The organism is Duganella sp. sic0402 (genome assembly GCF_019219065.1).
Classification (GTDB): Bacteria; Pseudomonadota; Gammaproteobacteria; order Burkholderiales; family Burkholderiaceae_D; genus Rugamonas.
In genome coordinates this window covers 43,447-63,587 of record NZ_JAHUWK010000017.1, presented here as the reverse complement: position 1 = coordinate 63,587, position 20,141 = coordinate 43,447, and the positions used below count along the sequence as shown (strand labels likewise).

Genomic DNA, 20,141 nt, shown 5'->3' with positions numbered 1-20,141 from the left:
AGCACCAGGCATGCCGCATGCTGCTTGAACTCCGGGGAAAACGTACGTCTCTGCTTGCTCATCAAACACCTCTCCATGGCGAGCATTCTCGCCTAAATCAGTGTCCGGGTACATTAAACCACTACAGAGCGAGTTCCTCGGCATTTCTCAAGGGACTATGCCTGATAAAGCTGCTCATTCGTTGCCAACAGCGTGGCGCCACAGCTGGTCTTATGGCCCTCATAGGCAACCGGACGGCCGTCTATCGTATGCTTGCTGTCTCCTTCGATAATTGAGCAAACACCTCCGTGTCCTTGTACTGGGCAAGTACATTTGTCCCCTATGCACGCGACAGCTTTGCCTGCAACTGTAAAGTGGGGAGCGCTGCTGCTCATTACCTTGCCCCCGTGGCTGGTGTCGTCACCGACACAGATCACCTTTCGCATATCCGCTCCTTATTTGAGTACAGGCTCTTCGTAATTCTTAGGGTCGACCAAGGGAATCGTAGCATTTTGGAATACGTCACCGCCGATCGGATGCTGTTGATTCTTGCGTTGCTGATCGGAGGGGGGGCTGATAAAAACGATGCTGGCTTCATCAGGATCACGTAAATTGAACACCGCACTGATCCCGCCTTCGCGATAGCTCCCCAAGATACCGATAGCAGTCTGCATAAAAAATGTCGCAGCACCGGTGTTGCCTAGGCGGCGATCCATATCTACGAACTTGTTGGCTTCGGCAGGCTCGAATTTGGGGCCACCTTCTTCATTCACCTTTCTGAGCAGACTATGAAAGTCGAGCAGCTGTGAGGTTTTACCGCCGGTTGCCACAATAACGCGCGCAGGTGCAATGGGACGCTGGGCAGCAGGCAAGGTGCTAAGGGCGTCCTTCCATCCCTCCCAAAGTTTGGCCTCGCGGTCAGCTTTATTTTTGAGCTTTTTGCCATTATCGTCCGTCATCTTGACGAAGACCGGGCGATGCAAAAATCCTAGCGTCGGTAACATGTCGAATTGGTTTAATTGTTCGGTATTCCAGGGAACGGGAAACCAGGGTTTGGGCCGCCAATGGCGAGACAGCCGTGGCTTGTTGCTCACAAGGTCGCTCAGCTTGAAGCCAGCCTGGCTGGGGGCGGATGGATCGAACTGCTTGGAAAATACCTCCAAGTCCGCTAACCATTCTTCCCCGGTTGGTTGACGACCATAGTGGTAGGAAGACTGGGTTTTCTCTGGGGGTGTCGGCACTTTCTTCTCCAGAGCCAAAGAGTTGAGCCAAACGCGCCGCGCCACACCATCCCTATTCAATACATTCACGTCGGGCTGAGGCTCTTCTAGATCCCTGAATACAAAGTGGCGAATAGCGTCTACACGTTCCCTTCTCGCAATCACAAAAACAGCCGAAGCGTCCGGCATCTCGGGAACACTATGGCCCGTCGTGATAACCCCGTGTGGTAATACTGTGTCCGTCCTTACATAAGTGCTGTCTGCGGACCCCAGTACGATAAAAGGCACGCTAGGATGCTGATCAAAAAAAATAAATATCTTTTCAAGAATGTGGTCAGGTCGCTCTGACAATTCACGGCCAGCAAGAATAAGAATGTGCATTCCTCCCGCCGCGCGAACAATTCCTGCTTGAGGACGATCTGGCCGATCTTCGCATTCTTCACCAACGTATCGCGGTGCGGCATTAAATGCCGGGATTCCCCAATAGCGGGGTACATCAAGTATCGCGTTCTCGAGACTTGCTCCTTCGCGTGATCCCGATTGGGTCATTTGGTCGCCCGAATCCCATGGGTAGTTCTTGGGATTCATGTCTCTTACGGTCGAATAAGGATCCCCCTTTGCGATAGCATCCCATAGTGCTCCTTGACGATATTTGTCCAACGTGACACCTAAACCGATGATCTCAAGTATATATTCTTTACTATACATGCCACTCTTCGCATCAACTGAGACAGAAGGGATTCGCACTGTCATTTTTCTCTCTCCAAAAGATCTGATTTCAACGAAGCAAAAGATGCATATCATTATTACCATTGCCAAACTGGCGGTAATGATTACCCTAAATTTTGTCCATGCAAGTCGCATATTCATAATAGACCTCTCAACTCTTCAATTCGCAGACTACGCTTATGGGTAAACCATCAGGGAGCACCGGAAGCTTAGGCAAGAGACCTGTTGAGTAATAATCCCGATTACCTTCGATTAGTTTTTTTCGCCAATCTTTTTCGACTGAAAAATAAGTGTCATGTTTTCTCAGAAAAAAACTCCACTTGCGAATTCCAGCTCGATCGACGGCTTCATTATTCTGAAGACGCCAGTCAGCCACTTGGCATAAATAGGCATAAAAGGGCCGATCGCTAGATGCCTTGCCGCCGCCGATGGCGACGTCATATGCGGTCACATTGCGATGGTTCGCTTGGCCACCGAAGATAGCGCCATGGAATGAGCGAGGGACGATTTGCTGTTGCCAGCGCAACCTGGCCTCATTCCACGTCTCCGTACGCTTAATAAGGATTTTTGGTGGGGAAGTAGCTGTATAGGAAAAAAGCGAACTGGAGCAAGCATAGGCCTCCAAAACCTCACAACAAGCTTCCGGCTGCTTGTCGCTGTTCAAAATCGCTTGAACAGCGGCTGCCAAGTCATTTACCGGCATGGCGGCACCACCATACACACTCGGGAATGGACTGACTGTTGCACGAGTAACCTGAACGCGATCTGCTTCAACGCGATGCTCCATACACTGCCAAACATTTATTAGTCCATAGTTACTTGTAAGGGCGATGGAGGCATCAATGGGGTCGACCCGCTCGCTTGCCCCTTGGCGACCTTTGGCATCATGAAGCGCCCCCTCATGCATACTTGCCTCTACAGGAACCTTTAGCGCTTCACCATTGATTGTACGAATCCCTTGGTTGCGCATTTCCACTTCTTGCCGCCCCAGTCTGGGGACTCGTGTGGCATCGAGATGGCCACGGACGAACATTTTGCTCATCCAAGTGTCACTTACCTCGGTATGCACATAATCTTTTTCACCGGGCTGGCGCAGTACAAAATAAAACGGGCTATCGGCGGGACCAAGCATGACTGGCTTTCCTGACACCGGATCGGGCCGTTTTTTAGCCGTGAATACCCTTTGTCGAAAGCCTTCCCCTAACTCGGCCAGCGGTTTGTAAAGAGCTTCACGACGTTTATTATTTGCTGCAACTCGCTGAAAGGTTGGGACTCCCTGCCAGCCGATTCCTAGGACATTCTCCAAGGCTACCGTCATGTCCTCAGGACAGAAGTACAAATAAACCTTTCCGCGATTATCACGATCAGCCTCAGCACGCCATTGCTTACCTACCGCACCGCAGTGTTTCTTTGAGTCCGACAGTTCGGACAGGACAGGAGCTGTATGCTTGGAGGACCAAACTCCACGCACGATGTTGGAAAGTGTTCTTAATCGAGCATCAGCGGTTTGTATGCCATCTATAGAGCTATACCTTCCAACCATGGCTGGATCCTCATCGCTAAAGCGATCAACAATTCTTACCGATGGTGCAATTTCATCAATCAAGCTATATGGCGGATGGGTCAAGATCAGCGTATCTGCAGGACGAGCATTCGGCTGCTCTTTCTTGATGCTGGGATCCAGAAGAAAAGCCTGTGCCAAAAGGCTGATCAAGCAGCCCTGACTATGAGCGACAATAGAAACCGTTTCATCCTTGTCGTAGTCACGAATCATGCAAATCAATGCAGCTAAGCGCCGAGCGGCGAGGATCATATACATCCTGCCGGGATTATTCAAAACCGGATGAGTTGCATCATGCTGGGCCCGGTCCAGGGCGCGCGCGACACCCCATTTTCCTTTATTCCACATATCCGGCAGGGTAGTTGTGGCATTTGCAAACGGTCCACCACCTTTGCTGAAGTCCCTATCCAAGCGATTTCCATTGCGGTCCAAGGCTTGACCACGCGACAGCTTCGCGTTCAGCTGTACTCGGTCTTTTTCTTCACGATACCCCCAATAAAAAGGGATTACTGGGCTCAAGGTTTCGGTATCAATGGTTCGCTTGAAAAAAACAGCATCCGGGTCATCCATAAGACGCTTACCATCGTCAGCGGTTGGGAGTTTGTAGCTGGCTGGCGTAAGCTCACCACTTAAGCGCGTCGCCAGCCCTTCACACAGTCCTCGCTCCACTGCCGCATAAGATGTCCCAATATCGTTCACGCCATGGACCAAGATGATATTCCCTGGTGTGTTGTGTCGTACTGGAAGAATTTTGTCTTTGCTGCGATTCGTCATCGTTACGGTGTTCGCCACACCGACCTGATAGGGCTTCTTCGGATAGATATTCTCTTCGGTCATGATCATCACACCTTTTGATTTTTCATGGCCTTCGCGGTCACCTGGTGCATGGCGCCGCGCTCTATCAGCTGTGTTTTTCCATCATTGTCACTGCGCTCCTCCTTGCTGCTTCCATCGCTGACAGTGCTAACAATGTCCAAGTCAGGTGCGGGTACTCCACCATCCATATGAGCGTAATAGCGGGCTTGGAATTTCGCATCTCCGCTACCGCTTTCGAATTTAGGCAACACCGCTGTCATTGTCGAAGAACCCTTGAACGGAAAACTGGAGCCGTGATGGGTAATCGTTCCATTTGTCCCTAGGGTTATTCCGCCACCAATCTTGATGAATGATCCGTCCTCTGCAATCAGGACAATTTCTTTGGCCATGCCATAGATCTTTCCTTCCGTCGCGGTAAGCTTCACATCCTTTGCGGAATTGAGTTCGGTTTCGTCGCGCTGAGTTTGAATGAGCAACTTGCCTTGGTGTGCAATCAGATCAATGCCATCGCCTTGCGCGAACATCGAGATGCCACGACCAGCATTTAGCGTCGCACGCTCGCCTGCGGTCATCTGTAGATTGCGTTGAGCTACGATATTGAGGCAGGTGCCGGCATAACTTACGATTGATTTGGGGGAAGCAAAGCTAATCCCAGCTGGAGCGCTAATGGCGATCATGGGCCTCCCGCCCCCCGTTGCTGCGGGCAGCGTGTTACTGCCCGCTTCCCATGCTGAGAACGCGGCATGTAGACTTTCCTGCTCGGATGTATCAACTCCTTTTGCTTGATGGCTCCCAGCGGATTCGCCGAGTGATTTGATCAACTCAGTACAGTCGCCCATCAGTTCAAGAAATTGATGCCGCGCCATTTGTTTATCGTCGCCCTTTGTACGTTGCCAAGCGGAGAGCAGAATTCCTTTGGCAGCGCGAAGCACAATTTGCTCATCACTTGCTAATTCGGCGCCCTCACCACGTGAGGCCCCATAACCATTCGCCTTGGGTTCGGTAAGAAAGCCAAGGTTGAGCTGCGTATTCCCGTGATCACTAGCCAATTGCACGCTAATTTCTCCTTGGGTGTCATCAAAACAAAGTTGGCTGGAACGACCATCCTTGAATTCTCTGCTCTTAATACCTGATAGGTAACGGTTTCCCGGTAAGGCACCGGCGTTGCTCAGTGAGATAGGAGGGGCGTCTTGATTGTAAATTTGAGCAATGATGATTGGTTTGTCGGGATCACCGCCGAGGAAAGTGACCAAGACTTCGGTACCGATACGCGGCAAGCTCAGTGTGCCGCACTGCTGGAGTGCTCCAGGGCCGTTGCCGGCCCAGTTGGAAGCGACTCGTACCCAGGCGGAGTCGGTTTCTGTGTCGGATGCGCCTGAGCCTGCTGCTTCCTCGTGGTCCTCCAGGCGGGTTCCCGGAAAGCGAATTTTGACGCGACCTAATTGGTCGCAGTGGACTTCTTCGCCATCCGGCCCTACCACGATGGCACTTTGCATTTGCGCCTGCGGCACATCTATGCGCGGATCGAAGGCAGAGACGATAGGTACGCCTCGCCGTACAGCGATAAACTGGATATGCATACGCACCGGGCCGTTGGCGACTTTGTCGGCCATATCTCGCAGCATGTCTAGTTCTCCCCCGCCGTGCACCCAACGGCTACGGGTAAATAGACGCTCTACACGCGCAGCAAGGGCTTGGGGCAGGTTGTTTTGGGCAAGCACCTGCAAGGCGGTGACGACAAAGTCGCGCTCTTCGGGCGGATGCGCGTCCACTTCCGGATGCTCGGCCAGCGTGAAGTACTCGCCAGCGCACAAGTCGCGCACACTGCCTTCGCCGTGGAAGCATTTCGACTCGTAGTCGTGACGACTCATGCGCAACTGGCCGAGGCGGAACAGGTCTTCGTTGTCATCGCCGGCGTGCGGCGGCAGGATCTGGTAGTCGTCCAGGCTGGCAGCCAGTTCGTTGCCGCTCACGCCCTGGTCGATGCCACTGCTGGCTCCCACCAACATGAAGTCCCTGCCCTGTGGATTCATATAGTCCCAGCTATGACGCGTGACCGTGCCGGGTTGCAGACTGCGTACCGCGCTCCAGGCGGTGATGGTGTCGCGTTCCTCGGTAGCGTTATCGCGGTGGTAGCGGATGGTGCCGGCGGCATTCTGGCGTAGGCTGTCGGCGCTGTTGAATAGGACCAGCGTGTGGCCAGCGTCGGCGGCACGGATATACCAGCAGATACCGCGTCGCTTCAGAAGACGACGGATAAAAGCGGCGTCCGATTCGTTGTACTGCATAGTGAATTCGCGCTTGGGATAACTACGCTGACTGAAGGCTTCATCGACTTCGTGATTGAAGCAGGTGCCCAGTAGGGGGCTTTTCTGCCGCCATTCGTTGAGGATGCGCTGGACGATTTCCATTTCGTTCATGTTGCGGAACACGCGCGTGTTGCTGCGTTTTTCCAGGATCGCCAGTGCATCGCGCAGCACCAGTTGATAGCTGGCCAAGCCGCCATCGCTGTCGCCGGAGCTAGCTTCGGTAACGATACCGCACACGCTGCGCAAGCCGCCGCGATCAGTAACGAATTCCAGCACCGCTGACACAGCGATCAGTTGTTTTAGTGGCAGCTGGGCGTTGACGGAGACGCACAGCACACGGTATTCGATGCCGCCGCAGATACTCTCCGATCCATACACGCGCTGCGGCAGCAGCATGTCTTCATTGGCGCCGCCGGGCAGGTCGAGGCGTAGCCGCAACGGACGGTTGTCCGTCACCAGTTCCTTGGCCAATGCCATGAAGGTGAAAAAATTGCTGTCGCTTTCCACAGTGGCTCCTTAGCTATGCAGCAAATACATCAACTCGTCGTGGTCTTCCTTAGACGGACCGCTTTGCAGCCGGGTGGTGACACCCAGACGGCTGTTGGCATCCAGCAGCGCGCCTTGCATCTCCTGCCCGCGCAGCAGCAGACGCACTTCCCACGTCATGCCCACACCACAGTGCAGTTTGAGCATGGCGTGCAGTTTTTGCGCTGACGTTTGACCGTTCAGGAAGCTGGTGTAGCGCTCCCGGCCCAATGGTCCGATACGCAGCCGGACACGCGCATCGCAGCTGTATGCACGGCTGCCGAGCATCACACCGCCGTCCAGATCGACGTTGGCACGCCCCAGCTGCGCCTGATCATCAGTGGGCAGCGTGGCCCATTCGCCGACTAGCTGCTCCACCTTTACAGCCACCCCAAAGTATTCCGTGTACATGCTGGCCATCTGCGGTGCGGTGAAGGTACGGCTGCGGATGTGCATCGCGTAGCGGGCCAGCGTTTCGCGGTCGATGGCGCCGTCACTGTATTGTGTGCCGGCCAGCGCGTTCAATAGGTCAAGATAGTCTGCGCTCACGCATTCCGGGCGGTTACGCGCCCATGCCTGATAAAACATCTCCACTGGGCGATGCGATAGTATGCCGAGGAAGGCGCGCGGACCGCCATCGTTGTGATCTTTTTCGTGGCGGGCAATGCGTTCGGAGTAATGCAGCGGTAGCACGCCTTGACTGCCCAGAAAGCCAATAAAAGCAGGCGTGATGCGTACGCTGTTATCGTCCATGCTGATGTTTTCGATCTGGTTCGGTGCGTAGCTCAGCGCAAGACGATTACGGAAGCGCACGCGATCCCGGCGCCATTGCGCCGCCAGCCGCACCGCCTGGAAGAATTCGAAGCGCTGCGGATGGACTAGCAGTTCGCCGATCACGCCAGTGTCAGTTCGCCGTTGCGAGGTGGGCATCGCAGCAACTCCTTTCCGCTAACATGGGACAACACCACCAGCCGCGTGAAGCTGTTCAGGTGCACATGCAAGGCAAACAATTGGTCGAGTATCTGCGCGAAGGCGTGGATGCCGGTGCCGACATACGCTTCCTCGTCCAGCGACACGCTTACTTCGACGCCGCGCAGGTAGGCGTTGCCTTGTGCCTGGCGTATCCATGCGGTGCTCGGGCGATGACTTAGCGCCATCACACCGGCGATCATCCGCTCCGAGACCATGCTGTCCTGCTGCGCATACAGCCGCAGCATGGCGATCAGCGCCGGCAGGCCTTCCTGCATCAGTGAGCGGTGATTGAGCGCCAGGTGGGCGATCAGTCCCCACTGGCGGCTGCCTTCGCTGGAGAGACGATATGACAGCGTTGGCCGGCACAGCATGCGGATGGGGAAGCTGCCGGCCAGGCTTTCGGTGCTGAGGTCTCCACCGGCCCGTCCATACTGCAAACCATGCGGCAGGTTGCGATTGGTACAGGTCAGCCGCACGGAGACGGTACCCTCGTCGATGTGCATCGGCGAGAAGTCACGGTCTACCAGCGTGATGGTGTGTTCATGGCCAGCGGACATCAGGTCATCGCGTTGCACCAGCCAGTAGCGGCCCTTGCGGCTTTCCTCTTCTCCGTGACGCAGCGAGTAGTAGGGAAAGAATTCCGTGACCATGCTGCCTTCCGCTGTCTTGCGCACCATCTGCACGCTGTCGATGCTATAGATGTCGCAGGCATGGCCCGGCATTTCGTCCGCCATCAGCGGATAGCTGCTACTGGTATGGGTGATCCGGATTGGCGTGGCAGGCTGCGTGAACAGGTTGACGATAGGTGTGCAGCCTAGCAGCAGGTTGTCCGCGCTGAGCGTGCGCAGGGTACGCGCGGCTTGCGTGTCGGGCCGCACGTCGCGCAATAGCAGGCGCAGGGTGAGCTGTGAGCTGCCTTCTGGCGCGGCAGCGATCAGCGCGACAAGGTCGATATCGACGAAGTCGAACTTTTCGGGAAAGGCGAAGTATTCGCTCAGCAGCCGATAAGCCCCATGCTCGGATGGCGCGGCGGGCAGCAGCGCTTCGTCGGTGGTCAGACCGACAGGCTGTAGCGGCAGTCGTTCCAGCATCTGCCACTGGCCGCTCGCCTCCACGCATGAGCATGCGGTGTGCATGAAGATAGCGTCGCGCAGGGAAGCGCACAACGATGCTTCGCCATCAATGTGGACGCGCAGTGTGGATAATCCAAGTGAAGCTAGGCTGCGGCCAGCGGTGCTACAGGCAATGCGGATACTGATGGCGACGCCGGCGTCCGGTGGCAGCGATAGCGTCGGCGGCGTTTGCGGATAGGGTTCAAAGCCGGCCGCGCTGATGATCACCGGCGCTACCACAGTGTCGTAGACGGTGCGAAATCGGCACACCACCGCGCCCTGCCCTAACGCCTTCAGCGTGGCGCCGCGCGGCAGCACATTGACACTGCTGATTTCATTGGAGCGCGCGCCACTGTAGTCGATGCGCGCGATCGAGCAGGAAGGAATCGGCCGCAGAAAATGCGGGTACAGCATCCCCAGCAGGGCTTCGGTGAAGTGGGCATAGCCGTCATCCAGCAGGCGCGCCACGCGAGCGTTGAGGAAGGCGGACGACTGGATTAGCCGCTCAACATGAGGATCGGCGCAGCTTTCGCCGCGCATCTGCAAGCTGCCGGCAAGCTTGGGATAGCGTCCCGCAAACTCGGCGCCGGCGCGCCGCAGCATGCTTAACTCGCGCTCGTAGTACGGTAGCAGTTTTTCCATCGTGACATCCGTCGCAATATGGACGCCCGCCTATCGGGATGGCCCAGGTTGCCGATCATGTCATGGGTGCTAGCGCTTCTTTTTGAGAAAAAGCAATGCCCGGCCAGTTTATGTGCCGTTGAGCAATCGTCGCTCGCCTACTCATAGCCGACCGGCTTGGTAGCGTTGCATCACAGCGGCAATACCGGCGATTGCCGTAAATGGCGTCATGAAAGCCGACAAAGCCCTCGCCACCTACTAGCGCTTGCGCCAGCAACCGCTGTGGCCGATGCCTGGACACTGCGCGGGCTAAAACGTCCGGCGACGCTGGTACGGTTGCGTGTACTGGATCCGGCACTGCGCGCCAGCATCGGTGGCCTGGGCGATCTCTGCGCACCGCTGGCAATGATCGCCCACCTTGGCTGGCAGCCCACCACGGTGCTGATTGTCGAAAATCTGCAGACCGGGCTGGCGTTGCAAGACCTGCCGGGGACGGTAGCCATCATCGGCCTGGGATACGCGGTGGAATTGCTCGGCAATATACCTTGGGCCTCACGCACGGCTTGCCTTTACTGGGGCGATATCGACACGCACGGACTGGCGATCCTGCATCGGGCACGCAGCGTGTTGCCGAATCTGGTTTCAGTGATGATGGACGACACCACACTGCATCGTTTTACCGACCTGTGGAGCAATGAAATTGGACAGTCCGCAGCGGAGGTCCTGCCTGCCCTCACGCTGGCCGAACACGCCCTCTATGATGGGCTACGCAGCAACCGCTGGGGACAAGGGGTACGCCTGGAGCAGGAACGTATCAGCTGGGACTACGCCTGGCTTGCCCTTTGCGCAGCGGTCACCCAGGCTACGGCCATCGATTAAACAGCCGAGCCTGGCGTGTGCTCTGCGTTATCAAAGGAATTAGCGCGTGATGCGTTCCCAGCCATGCTTCACCGCATCCTTGAACTTTTCCCAGCTCGATTGCGGCTGCTGGCTCTCCCAGCTGGTGCGGGCTTCCGGTTCAACGTCATTCCATTCCTTGTCGCGGTAGGTCGGGTTATCCTTCAGCGACTCGCCATAGCGGTAGGCCGGGTCGTATTCCTGGTAAGTGCCGCCGGTGTAGGTCTTCTCCCAGTGCGAGCGGAAGTAGTCGTCCTCGGCTTCCTCGCTGCCGGTCAGGATGTCGATGCTGTCCTGGTTGATGCCAGCGTCACGCGGGTAGATGCGCATGCCGCTGCGCTGCACGGTGCTCTGGATGTCGGCCACCGCTTCCTGCGCCACCGGCGGCACGGCCGCCAGCACGTCGCCACGTTGCAGCGAACCCGGTGCCGCCACCTGTTCGGCACGCGCAAACACCACCGCGTCCTCGCGCGGGCGGATGCCGTGCTGTTCCGACGCCGCCTGCTGCGCGCCCACACTGGTCTGCAGCGGACCGGTGCCGCTGCGCAGCACGTCCGCCCCCCAGCCGCTGGCGCGCCACATGGTTTCGTGGTCGTCAATGTCGATCGGGTTGAAGTCGTCGATGATGTCGGCCGCACGCTCGGCCGCCTCCAGGTTGACGGTATCCAGCGACAGTACGGCGTGGCCGCGGTTCAGCGCTTCGGCGTAGAGGTGCTGGTCGACTTGGTCGCGGCCGATCAGCTCGCTGAACATCTGCTTGACGGTGCCCAGCACCGAGGCATCGTCGTTGATGCGCGCGGTGCCGGCCGCACTGGTGGAGTCGTGGATCTGGATGCGGTCGCTGTCAAAGCCGTTGTGGATCAGTTCTTCCTTGGCCAGGTTGGCTTCGGCGCGGGTTTCAAAGACGGCGGCTAGAGTGTGGTTCATGGTGATCTCCTGGGTTTCAGACACATGAGGTCGATGGTGGAAATTCAAGCGGCTTGCAGCGCCTGCTTGAAGGCGTCGTTGAAGGCCGGGATGTCATCCGGCTTGCGGCTGGTGACCAGCGTGCCGTCGGTCACCACTTCCTGGTCGCGCCAGTCGGCGCCGGCGTTTTGCAAGTCCTGCTGCAAGGATGGCCAGCTGGTGATCTGCCGGTCCTTGACCAGGCCGGCGTCGATCAGCGTCCACGGGCCGTGGCAGATGGCGGCAATCGGCTTGTTCTCGCGGCCGAATTCACGGATGAAGCTGATCGCTTCGCTGTGCAGGCGCAGCGTGTCCGGATTGGCCACGCCGCCCGGCAGCAGCAGCGCGTCGAAGTCGCCTGGGCGGGCGTCGCGCACGTTCAGCTCCACGGTGAACTGGTCGGCCGGGTCCTGGTGGTGGTAGCCCTGCACCTGCTCGCCTTTCGGCTTGACCGACACCAGCGTGACCCTGGCGCCCTGCTGTTCGAGGAAGTCGCGCGGCTGGGTGTATTCCACCTGCTCCACGCCGTCGGTCATCAGTACTGCGATATGCTTGTCTTGCAAGTCCTTGCTCATGGGAATGCTCCTTGCTAGTCATACAGGAGTCACAGAGTGCCATAGTCGGCCGTGGCTGCATGTGCGGGGGCCAACATACAGCAGCTATAATGGATCATGCCTTCCCGACACTTACTCTCCGCCGCCCTGTGGGCGCTGTCCGGTGCTGCGCTTGCCGCGCCAGGCGAACTGGTGATGTTGGCGCCTGCCGATCAGGCGATGCCGATCGCGCGCTTCCAGAATGGCGTTTTGGCCGGCGGCATCGTCAAGGATTTCGGCGATGTGCTGGCGCAACGACTGGGACGGCGCGCCGTGTATCTGACCGCGGATACGCCGGACGTGACGCCGGCGCTGGGCAGCGGCCGCGCCGACGCCATGTGCTATGTGCTGCCGTTCTGGATCGACGGCGACTACAACTGGAGCCCGCCGCTGTTCCCGGACGCCGAGATGCTGGCGGCGCGCAGCGACATGCCGCAGCTGCGCTCGCTCAAGGATCTGCGCGACCAGCCGGTCGGCACGGTAACCGGCTATCGCTATCAACGGGTGGAGCTAGTGCTGGGCAGGCGCTTCCGCCGGGTGGACGCGGCCAATATGGAAGCCAATATCCAGCAGATGATCGCCGGCAAGGTGCCGTACACCATGCTTAGCGAGGCGACGCTGACGTATTTGCAGCGCACCCGGCCGGACCTGAAAGTGCGCGCCGGCCTGGTGTTTTCCGCCTACAAGGCGCAGTGCGCGTTTTCCACCCAGTCACAGATACCGTTCGACGAAGTCAGCCGCGCCATCGACACGCTGCTGAAGGACGGCAGCATCAGCCAGATTCTGGCGCGCTACCGCTAGCCTGCATTAGCCCCCGTATGGCGTATAGAGGAAGCCGTTGCCGATGAGGGTGGCAACGTTGTCGTGGTTCTCCGCGCTTTCGCTGAAGCCCACCAGTACCTGGGCGCGGCTCTGGCCATTGCCGAGCTGCTCCAGCCAGTGCGCCTTGCCGGCCGCCTCCGGTTCGCGGTGCAGTACGTTGCGGTACAGCAGCGTGACGAAATCGGCATCGCTGGGCGCCGCACCGTACGTGTTGGTGAACTCGGTGCTGGCGATGAAGCGGCTGGCCACTTCCTGCAAGCTCATGCCTTTTTCCATGTGGTCCATCCAGAAGCCGACGCCAGCGGAGTCCGGGCGGCGGTTGAAGGCGCTCTGGTACATGCGGTAGGCCTGGCCGCCAATACCGTCGATATCCATGGCAAAGGCGTAGTCGGTGAACATCAGGCGCTCGATCCCGGTCAGCTTCTGCACGGTATCGTAGTTGTCATAGCTGCGTACCTCGATGCTGCCGTCCGCCTCGCGCTGGTAGCTGTAGCGGTAGGAGCTGTTGGTGTAGAACACCGTATCGATGCCGGCGCCGCCATCCAGCGCTGTCCCGCCGCTGCCCAGCAGGTAGTCGTTGCCGGCAGTGCCGGTGCTGACCGGCGCCTTCACCGTGAAGCTGAAGCTTTGCGTAGCGGCGGCCGGATTGCCGGACAGGTCCACCACGCTGCCCGGTTGCAGGTTGAGCGTATATTGCATGCCCGGTATCAGCTTGGCATGCGGGTCGAAGGTGATGACGCTGCCGGCCACCGTCGCCTGCACCGAGGCGGTGCCGCTTACCTTGGTGCCCAGGCTGTCAGTCAGGGTAATGCCGTTGCCCAGCATCACGGTTTCATTGAAGGTCAGTGTGATCTTGGTCAGCGGCGACACATTGCTGGCGCCGGCCGCCACGCTGCTGGACAGCAGCTGCGGGCCGACCGTGTCCAGGTTGGTCTGCACTTCCTTGACGGTATAGGTGCCCGTGCTGGTGTTGGAACTGTAGTTGTTGCGCACACTCAGGTAGTAGTCGCCAGTGGCGTTGGCCACATACTGGATGCGCGGGTCGCTGCCGGCGCTGGTGGCGGGAAGGCTATGCGAGGCGACGTTACTGCCGTTGGCGTTGACCAGCGAGAAGCTGGCCAGACTGGTGTCCAGCGTGCCACCGCCGCTGTATTTTCCTTGCAGGTCGAATACATAAGTGCGGCCCGCATCCAGGTGAACCTTGATCCAGTCGACATCATCGCCGACGTGCAGCGCTCCCTGTACCGCTTTGGATGGCTCGATGAATGCGGTGGTGCTGGCATTGGCGCTGTAATCGTCCATACCCGCCGCGCGCACCGACATGGTGTAGCCGCCGGTGACGTTGTAGCTGCTCGAAGCAGCCAGCGTCATGTAGTAGTCGCCGCCCTTGGTGGCTTCGAATACGCCATAGGTCTTGCTATTGACCTGCGAAGTGCGGAACGAGATGTAGTTGGAGCTGGTGCCTGCATTCACGCTGAAGCTGGTGGCGTAGCTCCAGTTGCTGGTGGCCTTGTCCGGGGTTATTTCCACCAGGTAGGTCATGCCGGCTACCGCGCTCAGCTTGAATACATCCTTGTCGGCGACTAGCTCCAGCGAGCCTTTCAGCGGCACGCCGTCCAGGATGACGGCGGCGTGGGCGGCGTCATTGCCATAATCGTCTGGCGTGCCAAGCTGCGCTTTCACCGTGTAGGTGCCAGTTGCCGTGCTACTGGACGAGGATACCTCCAGATAGTAACTGCCACGCTGCGGCGCCTTGAACGCCAGTACCGGCGAGTCCGAAATATTGCTGGGTGTGCTGGCCAGCTCCTTGCCGCTGCTGTCGTACAGCTTGAGCACGGAATACGAATAGTAAGGCAAGGTACCGCCGCCATCCTTGCTGCCTTCCAGCTTGAACCAGTAATAGCCATCGGCCGCCAGGCTGACGGAGAACCAGTCGCGGTCCGCGCCGCCGGCGCCCATCGTCCCCTTGGCCGAGCCGCCCACCAGCAGGCGCCCTGCGCCGGTAACGCTGGCGGTGTAATCGTCTTCAGGGGTGCTGACGGTCAAGGTGTAAGGCGTATTGCTGCTGGAGTAGTTGCTGGTGGCAATGTAGTAGGTGCCATCCTTGTACGGCGTGTAGTTGTAGCCCTTGGTGTTGTAGCCAATCGAAGCCAGGCTGTTGCCATTGCTGTCGGTTAGCTGGCTGGACAGCTGCGTGCTCGTCATATCACCGTAGGAAATGTTATACGTTACGCCGGCCTTCAGCTCGATCTTGAACATGTCGATATCGCGCGACGACTGGAGCACGCCGCTCATGGGCGTGTCCAGCGGCACTGCGGTAGCGGTATCGCGGGTGCCGCCATGGTCGTCTGTCTCGCCGTATGACGCCGTCACCACATACGAAGGACGGGTGTCGACGCTGCCGCTGATGTTGATGCCGAAGGTGCCGCTGCCGGTGGCCAGATAGCGCAGTGTCAGCGCGCCATTTTCAGCCGGATAGCTTGCGGAGACAGCGGAGAAATCGCCGCTCGGGCCGGTCACCCACATGGACAGCGGGCTGGGGCTGGTGGCGCCTGGCACGCGCAAGGTCAGCGTGTACACCTGGCCGGCTTCCATGCTCATCTGGAAGCGGTCGCTGTCGCCGTAGTAGTCGATGGTGCCGTATGCCTGGCTGCCGGAGTAGATTCTGCCGGTACTCGTGCTGTCGGCCGCGTAATCGTCGGTAGCCACCTGCATGGTCTGGGTGTAGGCGCCGATACGGCTGCCAGCGCTGACGGCCAGATAGTAATCGCCGCTCTTGCTGGCGATAAAAGGACCGTCGGTAAGATAGCCAACCCATGCGCCGGAAGCGTCATAGACGGTGCGGCCGGCCTTGTACTGGCCGCCGGCAATTCCGCCCGCATCGAACACGATGATCTGGCCTTTTTCAGCGCGGAACTTGAACCAGTCGACATCTTCCGCCCGCTCGAACACGGCCGAGGTGGCAACGCCTTGTTGCAGCCTGCCGGCGGTGTTGACGTTATTGCTGTAATCGTCCGCAGCCGGCGTGGCGGCGCGCAGCGTATAAGTGCCGCTGCCGACACTTCCGTTGGCGCTGACAAAGTAGTCGCCCGTCGTTTGGGCAGTGAATTGCAGCGTGGCGCCAGTGCTGCTGCTACTGGTGTAGAGGCCCCCGGAGGCATAGCTGCCCTTGCCGTCATACAAGTTAAGACTAATACGCTCCAGCGTATTCAAGGTGCCGTCACCGGTGGCGCTGCCGCTCAGCGTAAAAATATAGGTGGTGCCGGCCTTGAGTGAAATCTTGAACCAGTCACTGTCGTAACTTGTTTCGAATTCGCCGCTGGCACTTCTGCCGACGCTCAATTTACCCGTGGTGGAGATAGTAGAACTGTAGTCGTCGGCCATGTTGTTAGTTAAGTAATTAAATCTTTACATATTTTAACAACTTGCCATACGGAAAAACTATCCAATTATCACTTTTGTTTTTTAACTAAGCAAGCGTATCGGCCCAGATATTGCGGGCCCAGTTCATCGCATATTCTCCTTCCAGCGTGCTGGCTTCTGCTGACACGCCGCCGGAGCCGGAAACCACCAGCAGGGTTTTCTTTTCGGCGTTGTAGGCGTGCACGGAGGCGACGTGGATCACGTCGTGGTCGGACACGTAGCTGTAGCAGGTGTTGGTGAGCATCGGCTGCGCGTATGGCGCCCGGCCGCTCAGCAGGTCGATCACGGCGGCGGCGCATACCTTGGCGTGCTGGTTGGCCATGTGCGCGGACTTGGGCATCAGCGGCGCGACGGCGATGGCGTCGCCCAGCACATGAATGTTTTTCGCCTGCGTCGATTCGAACGTGAGGAAATCCACCGCGCACCAGCGCCCATTGGCGTTGGCCAGCCCGGTTTGCACGGCGATGCCGCCGGCACGCTGCGGCGGAATGATGTTGAGGACGTCGGCCTGCACCTTGTCACCCAGCTCTGAGATGGCGGTGTGCGTCGCGGCGTCCACGTCTGCAGTGCGGAATGAGGGACGATAGTCGATGATGCCGGCATAGCGCTCGCGCCAGATCTTCTTGAACAACGGGCCTTTGGAGACCACGTCGTCATTCGCGTCCAGAATCAGCACCTTGGATTTCGGCTTGTGGCGGCTGAAGTAGAACGCCACTTGCGAGGCACGCTCGTAGGGGCCGGGCGGACAGCGGTAAGGTGCTGGCGGGATGGTCATGGCATAGACACCGCCGTCCGGCATCGCCGCCAGCTGCGCGCGCAGCGCGACGGTTTGCGGACCGGCTTTCCACGCATGCAGGATGGCGTCCTGTGCGCCCGGCTTCAGCATGCCGGGCAGTTGGTCCCACATGAAGTCAACGCCAGGCGAGACGATCAGGCGATCGTAGCGCAATGTCTGGCCGCCAGCCAGCGCCAGCGTGCGTTGCGCGGCGTCGATGCGGGTGACGCTGTCGCGCACGATACGCACGCCGTGCTTGCTGGCCAATGCGTTGAGCGATAGCGTGAGCTCACCGATCTGTTTCGAGCCGCCCAGCACCAGGTTGGAGAGCGGGCAGGAAATGAAGCTGGCATTCGGCTCGATCAGCGTCACGTCGATGCTGTTATCGCTCCACATGCGTATGTAACGCGCGGCGGTGGCGCCACCGTAGCCGCCGCCGATGACGGCCACCTGCGGTCTGGCCTGGCCGCCGATGCTGGCGCAGCCGGCCAGCATCGAGGTAGCGCCCGCCGCGCCAGCGGCCTGGATAAATTGGCGGCGTTTCATTTGGCCTCCTTCTGCTGCGCGGCGAAGTAGGCCGCCAGCAGTTCGATCTGTTCGTCGCTATAGCCTTTGGCAATCTGCGTCATGATGGTCGATTCGCGCTTGCCGGTCTTGAAGGCGTGCAGGCTGGCCGATAGCGCTTGCTGCGATTGGCCGGCCAGCGCCGGCAACGTGTTGCCTTGCGTATGGCCGGCGGTGCCATGGCAGGCCGCGCAGGTGGCGGCCAGGCGCGCGGCGGGCGGAATGGCGGGCGAGGTAGCCTGCGGCTCCGCAGCGCAAGCCAGATGGATGGCGGCCAGCAGGCCGAAGGCGGTCAGCTTCATGGGCGTACTCCAGGCGTTTCGATTTTCATGCCCTGGTCGCGCACGGCGAGCCAGGCTTCCAGTTCCACCAGTTCCTGCGCGCCAAAGGCCGGGACTTCGGCACGCACGCCGCTCATGCAGTTGCGCAGGCGCCGCTGAAGGCTGCCCATGCCCTGCCACTCCAGCCGATAGATCGGGTAGGCGCTGGCGTGTGCTTGCGGAATGGTGCTGCCAGCCAGCCGCTTGCCCCATTGCTGGTCGTGGCATTGCGCGCACGAGAGGTTGAGTTGGCCAATGCGCTGGAAGTACAGCTGCTGGCCGCGCGCGGCGCTGGCGCGCGTACCGGCGTCCTGTGGCGGCGTGACCGGCATGCCGCGCGATTGCATGGCGACGTAGGCTTCCATGTTCAGCAGTTCTTCGCTCTCGATGCGCCAGGGCGCGGCGTGCTGTTTGCGTTCGCGGCAAAGATTGATGCGCTGAGCGAGGTTGACGGTTTTGCCGCTATCAGCATCGAAAGCTGGAAAGCGTGCTGCCACGCCGCGCATGCTGGTGCGCGCATCGCCGTGACAGCTGGCGCAGGACTTGGCGTCGCTGCCCGCAGGCGCGTTCCATTGCGCTTCGCCGCCGCTGATCCACAGCATGGCGGGATTCTGCGCATCATCGCGCTGCATGGCTTGGGTGGTGGGACTCATGAAGTCCGCGCCGGAGCGGCGTTCGTCGGCGGCCAGTGCCGATGCGGCGATCACGGCCAGGGCCAGCATCAGCTTCATGCCGCTCTCACCGTGATGCTGGTGGTTTCGGTGTGGGCAAAGCCGTTGTCGCCTGCCCAAATGAATTCCAGCGTGCCGCTTTCCGTCGCCAGCGTGAAGAAGGCGATGTAGGGATTGGCGGAGATAGCCTGATGCAGCTCTGCGCCGAAGACTTGTTCGCCGTTGTAGCGGCAGGTGAAACTGCGGATGATGTCGCGTGCCATCAGCTTGCCGTCCGCGCCGACGCGGTATCCGGTTTCCATCGGGTGACCGATCAATGCGCGGATTTCGATGATGTCGCCGCGCTTTGCAGTGGCGGGCATGTGGATCAGTGCGCGGGCCATCAGGGCGCCTCGCCTTCCACGCAGGCCGCCAGCGCGACGATCACTTCCACTTGATGCGACCAGTAGCTGCCGTCAGCCATGCGCGCCACGGCCATCAGGCGCTGCGAGGTGGCCAGCCGGATGCGGGTCGAGACTTCGGCCTTGGCCGAATGCGGGCTGAGCGTGAACACCGCCACCTCGGTTTGCGGATTGCGTTCGGTGAAGATGGCGATGGCGCGCACGTTTTCTGCCGGGCCCTGCACCGATACAGTGACCGGCACTGCGTTGCCGTTATCGATCAGCTGTGCAATATCGAAGTTGACTTTACCGGCTTGCGGCTTGGCGCCGCCGCTAAAAGTGTTGATGGCGGCCGTCATCTCCGCCGGCGTGGCGGATGCAGGGCGCACCAGCGCCAGCATCGCCAGGCCGGCGCCCGCCGCCAGTGCGTCGCGGCGCTTCATGGTGCTGCGTCCTTCAAGGTTTGCAGCCAGGCCACCACGTCTTCAATCTGCTGCGCGGTGAGGATGGTTTTTCCTTGCTGCGCGGTGGCGACGCGGTTCAGGCCTTCGGTGTTGTAGTAAGAGGGCATGATGGTGTCCGGGTTGATGCGGCTGGCGTCGGCGATGCGCAGGCGCAGTTGCGCGGCAGTCCAGCGCTGGCCCGCGCCGCGCAGGTCGGTGGCCAGCTTGCCTTGAAAGCGTTCTTCAGAAATCGGCCCGGTGTGGCACAGCAGGCACAGGCCGACCTGGCGATTGGCGACGATGGTGCGGCCGCGTGCTGCATCGCCCAGCGCCGCGCCGGGCAGCGGCGCGGGTATGCCATCGCCAATCACCACGAGCGCCGGCATGGCGGTGGCTGCGGACGACAGCGCGGCAAAGATCAGCGTGACCGCTACCCTGCCGCGCCAGCGCCCTCGCCCGGCCAT

General features: G+C 59.5%; 17 protein-coding genes. 2 read left to right on the top strand and 15 right to left on the bottom strand.

From position 1 onward, the window contains the following. Window positions 1-155: 155 nt before the first annotated feature. From KW842_RS26190 to tssF, 6 genes are all read right to left on the bottom strand, one after another. On the bottom strand, window positions 156-425 hold the full coding sequence (locus KW842_RS26190) for a PAAR domain-containing protein (protein WP_218307089.1): 270 nt from the start codon (window positions 423-425) through the stop codon (window positions 156-158). 9 nt (window positions 426-434) lie between these two features. After that, a complete protein-coding gene (locus KW842_RS26185) occupies window positions 435-1,907 on the bottom strand; it encodes a DUF2875 family protein (RefSeq protein WP_218307088.1) in 1,473 nt (490 codons plus the stop codon). Between the two features lie 172 nt (window positions 1,908-2,079). Beyond that, on the bottom strand, window positions 2,080-4,326 hold the full coding sequence (locus KW842_RS26180; RefSeq protein ID WP_218307087.1) for a DUF3274 domain-containing protein: 2,247 nt from the start codon (window positions 4,324-4,326) through the stop codon (window positions 2,080-2,082). A 5-nt stretch (window positions 4,327-4,331) separates the two neighbouring features. Beyond that, window positions 4,332-7,121, bottom strand: a complete 2,790-nt coding sequence (locus tag KW842_RS26175; RefSeq protein ID WP_373925239.1) for a type VI secretion system Vgr family protein — start codon at window positions 7,119-7,121, stop codon at window positions 4,332-4,334. A 9-nt stretch (window positions 7,122-7,130) separates the two neighbouring features. Continuing rightward, window positions 7,131-8,069: a type VI secretion system baseplate subunit TssG gene (gene tssG, locus KW842_RS26170; protein WP_218307086.1), complete on the bottom strand. Its 939-nt coding sequence runs from the start codon at window positions 8,067-8,069 to the stop codon at window positions 7,131-7,133. Further along, complete coding sequence (tssF, locus tag KW842_RS26165; protein WP_218307085.1) at window positions 8,033-9,865, bottom strand: type VI secretion system baseplate subunit TssF; 1,833 nt, start codon at window positions 9,863-9,865, stop codon at window positions 8,033-8,035. Before tssF ends, tssG begins: the two co-directional genes overlap by 37 nt. A 261-nt stretch (window positions 9,866-10,126) precedes the next feature. Here tssF and KW842_RS26160 point away from each other — a divergent pair, with 261 nt between their 5' ends. Beyond that, entirely contained in the window at window positions 10,127-10,723 is a 597-nt protein-coding gene (locus tag KW842_RS26160) for a Wadjet anti-phage system protein JetD domain-containing protein (RefSeq protein ID WP_373925238.1), read from the top strand. 39 nt (window positions 10,724-10,762) lie between these two features. Here KW842_RS26160 and KW842_RS26155 read toward each other — a convergent pair whose 3' ends face one another. Continuing rightward, window positions 10,763-11,668, bottom strand: a complete 906-nt coding sequence (locus KW842_RS26155) for a hypothetical protein (RefSeq protein ID WP_218307083.1) — start codon at window positions 11,666-11,668, stop codon at window positions 10,763-10,765. 44 nt (window positions 11,669-11,712) lie between these two features. Continuing rightward, window positions 11,713-12,261: a type 1 glutamine amidotransferase domain-containing protein gene (locus tag KW842_RS26150; protein WP_218307082.1), complete on the bottom strand. Its 549-nt coding sequence runs from the start codon at window positions 12,259-12,261 to the stop codon at window positions 11,713-11,715. 96 nt (window positions 12,262-12,357) lie between these two features. Between KW842_RS26150 and KW842_RS26145 the strand changes: the two genes are divergently transcribed. Then, window positions 12,358-13,080 carry an ABC transporter substrate-binding protein gene (locus KW842_RS26145; protein WP_218307081.1) on the top strand — a complete coding sequence of 241 codons (723 nt, stop codon included), beginning with the start codon at window positions 12,358-12,360 and terminating at the stop codon, window positions 13,078-13,080. A 6-nt stretch (window positions 13,081-13,086) separates the two neighbouring features. On the opposite strand, the gene KW842_RS26140 is transcribed toward KW842_RS26145, so the two are convergent. The 7 genes from KW842_RS26140 to soxX form a co-directional block, all read right to left on the bottom strand. Continuing rightward, complete coding sequence (locus KW842_RS26140; protein WP_218307080.1) at window positions 13,087-16,485, bottom strand: DUF4214 domain-containing protein; 3,399 nt, start codon at window positions 16,483-16,485, stop codon at window positions 13,087-13,089. A gap of 85 nt (window positions 16,486-16,570) precedes the next feature. Next, window positions 16,571-17,845, bottom strand: a complete 1,275-nt coding sequence (locus KW842_RS26135; RefSeq protein ID WP_218307079.1) for an FCSD flavin-binding domain-containing protein — start codon at window positions 17,843-17,845, stop codon at window positions 16,571-16,573. Continuing rightward, on the bottom strand, window positions 17,842-18,165 hold the full coding sequence (locus KW842_RS26130; protein WP_218307078.1) for a c-type cytochrome: 324 nt from the start codon (window positions 18,163-18,165) through the stop codon (window positions 17,842-17,844). Before KW842_RS26130 ends, KW842_RS26135 begins: the two co-directional genes overlap by 4 nt. Further along, a complete protein-coding gene (gene soxA, locus KW842_RS26125) occupies window positions 18,162-18,914 on the bottom strand; it encodes a sulfur oxidation c-type cytochrome SoxA (protein ID WP_218307077.1) in 753 nt (250 codons plus the stop codon). The genes KW842_RS26130 and soxA overlap by 4 nt, the downstream gene beginning before the upstream one ends. Further along, window positions 18,911-19,237 carry a thiosulfate oxidation carrier complex protein SoxZ gene (gene soxZ / locus KW842_RS26120; RefSeq protein WP_218307076.1) on the bottom strand — a complete coding sequence of 109 codons (327 nt, stop codon included), beginning with the start codon at window positions 19,235-19,237 and terminating at the stop codon, window positions 18,911-18,913. The genes soxA and soxZ overlap by 4 nt, the downstream gene beginning before the upstream one ends. Beyond that, window positions 19,237-19,677 carry a SoxY-related AACIE arm protein gene (locus KW842_RS26115; protein ID WP_218307075.1) on the bottom strand — a complete coding sequence of 147 codons (441 nt, stop codon included), beginning with the start codon at window positions 19,675-19,677 and terminating at the stop codon, window positions 19,237-19,239. The genes soxZ and KW842_RS26115 overlap by 1 nt, the downstream gene beginning before the upstream one ends. Continuing rightward, window positions 19,674-20,141 (bottom strand): sulfur oxidation c-type cytochrome SoxX, encoded by a 468-nt coding sequence (gene soxX, locus KW842_RS26110; protein ID WP_218307074.1) that lies wholly within the window; start codon window positions 20,139-20,141, stop codon window positions 19,674-19,676. Before soxX ends, KW842_RS26115 begins: the two co-directional genes overlap by 4 nt.

Coding starts and splice junctions, on each gene's coding strand:
- KW842_RS26190 (WP_218307089.1), bottom strand. CDS start 425: ATGCGAAAGGTGATCTGTGTCGGTGACGACACCAGCCACGGGGGCAAG.
- KW842_RS26185 (WP_218307088.1), bottom strand. CDS start 1,907: ATGTATAGTAAAGAATATATACTTGAGATCATCGGTTTAGGTGTCACG.
- KW842_RS26180 (WP_218307087.1), bottom strand. CDS start 4,326: ATGACCGAAGAGAATATCTATCCGAAGAAGCCCTATCAGGTCGGTGTG.
- tssG (WP_218307086.1), bottom strand. CDS start 8,069: ATGCCCACCTCGCAACGGCGAACTGACACTGGCGTGATCGGCGAACTG.
- tssF (WP_218307085.1), bottom strand. CDS start 9,865: ATGGAAAAACTGCTACCGTACTACGAGCGCGAGTTAAGCATGCTGCGG.
- KW842_RS26155 (WP_218307083.1), bottom strand. CDS start 11,668: ATGAACCACACTCTAGCCGCCGTCTTTGAAACCCGCGCCGAAGCCAAC.
- KW842_RS26150 (WP_218307082.1), bottom strand. CDS start 12,261: ATGAGCAAGGACTTGCAAGACAAGCATATCGCAGTACTGATGACCGAC.
- KW842_RS26145 (WP_218307081.1), top strand. CDS start 12,358: ATGCCTTCCCGACACTTACTCTCCGCCGCCCTGTGGGCGCTGTCCGGT.
- KW842_RS26140 (WP_218307080.1), bottom strand. CDS start 16,485: ATGGCCGACGACTACAGTTCTACTATCTCCACCACGGGTAAATTGAGC.
- KW842_RS26135 (WP_218307079.1), bottom strand. CDS start 17,845: ATGAAACGCCGCCAATTTATCCAGGCCGCTGGCGCGGCGGGCGCTACC.
- KW842_RS26130 (WP_218307078.1), bottom strand. CDS start 18,165: ATGAAGCTGACCGCCTTCGGCCTGCTGGCCGCCATCCATCTGGCTTGC.
- soxA (WP_218307077.1), bottom strand. CDS start 18,914: ATGAAGCTGATGCTGGCCCTGGCCGTGATCGCCGCATCGGCACTGGCC.
- soxZ (WP_218307076.1), bottom strand. CDS start 19,237: ATGGCCCGCGCACTGATCCACATGCCCGCCACTGCAAAGCGCGGCGAC.
- KW842_RS26115 (WP_218307075.1), bottom strand. CDS start 19,677: ATGAAGCGCCGCGACGCACTGGCGGCGGGCGCCGGCCTGGCGATGCTG.
- soxX (WP_218307074.1), bottom strand. CDS start 20,141: ATGGCCGGGCGAGGGCGCTGGCGCGGCAGGGTAGCGGTCACGCTGATC.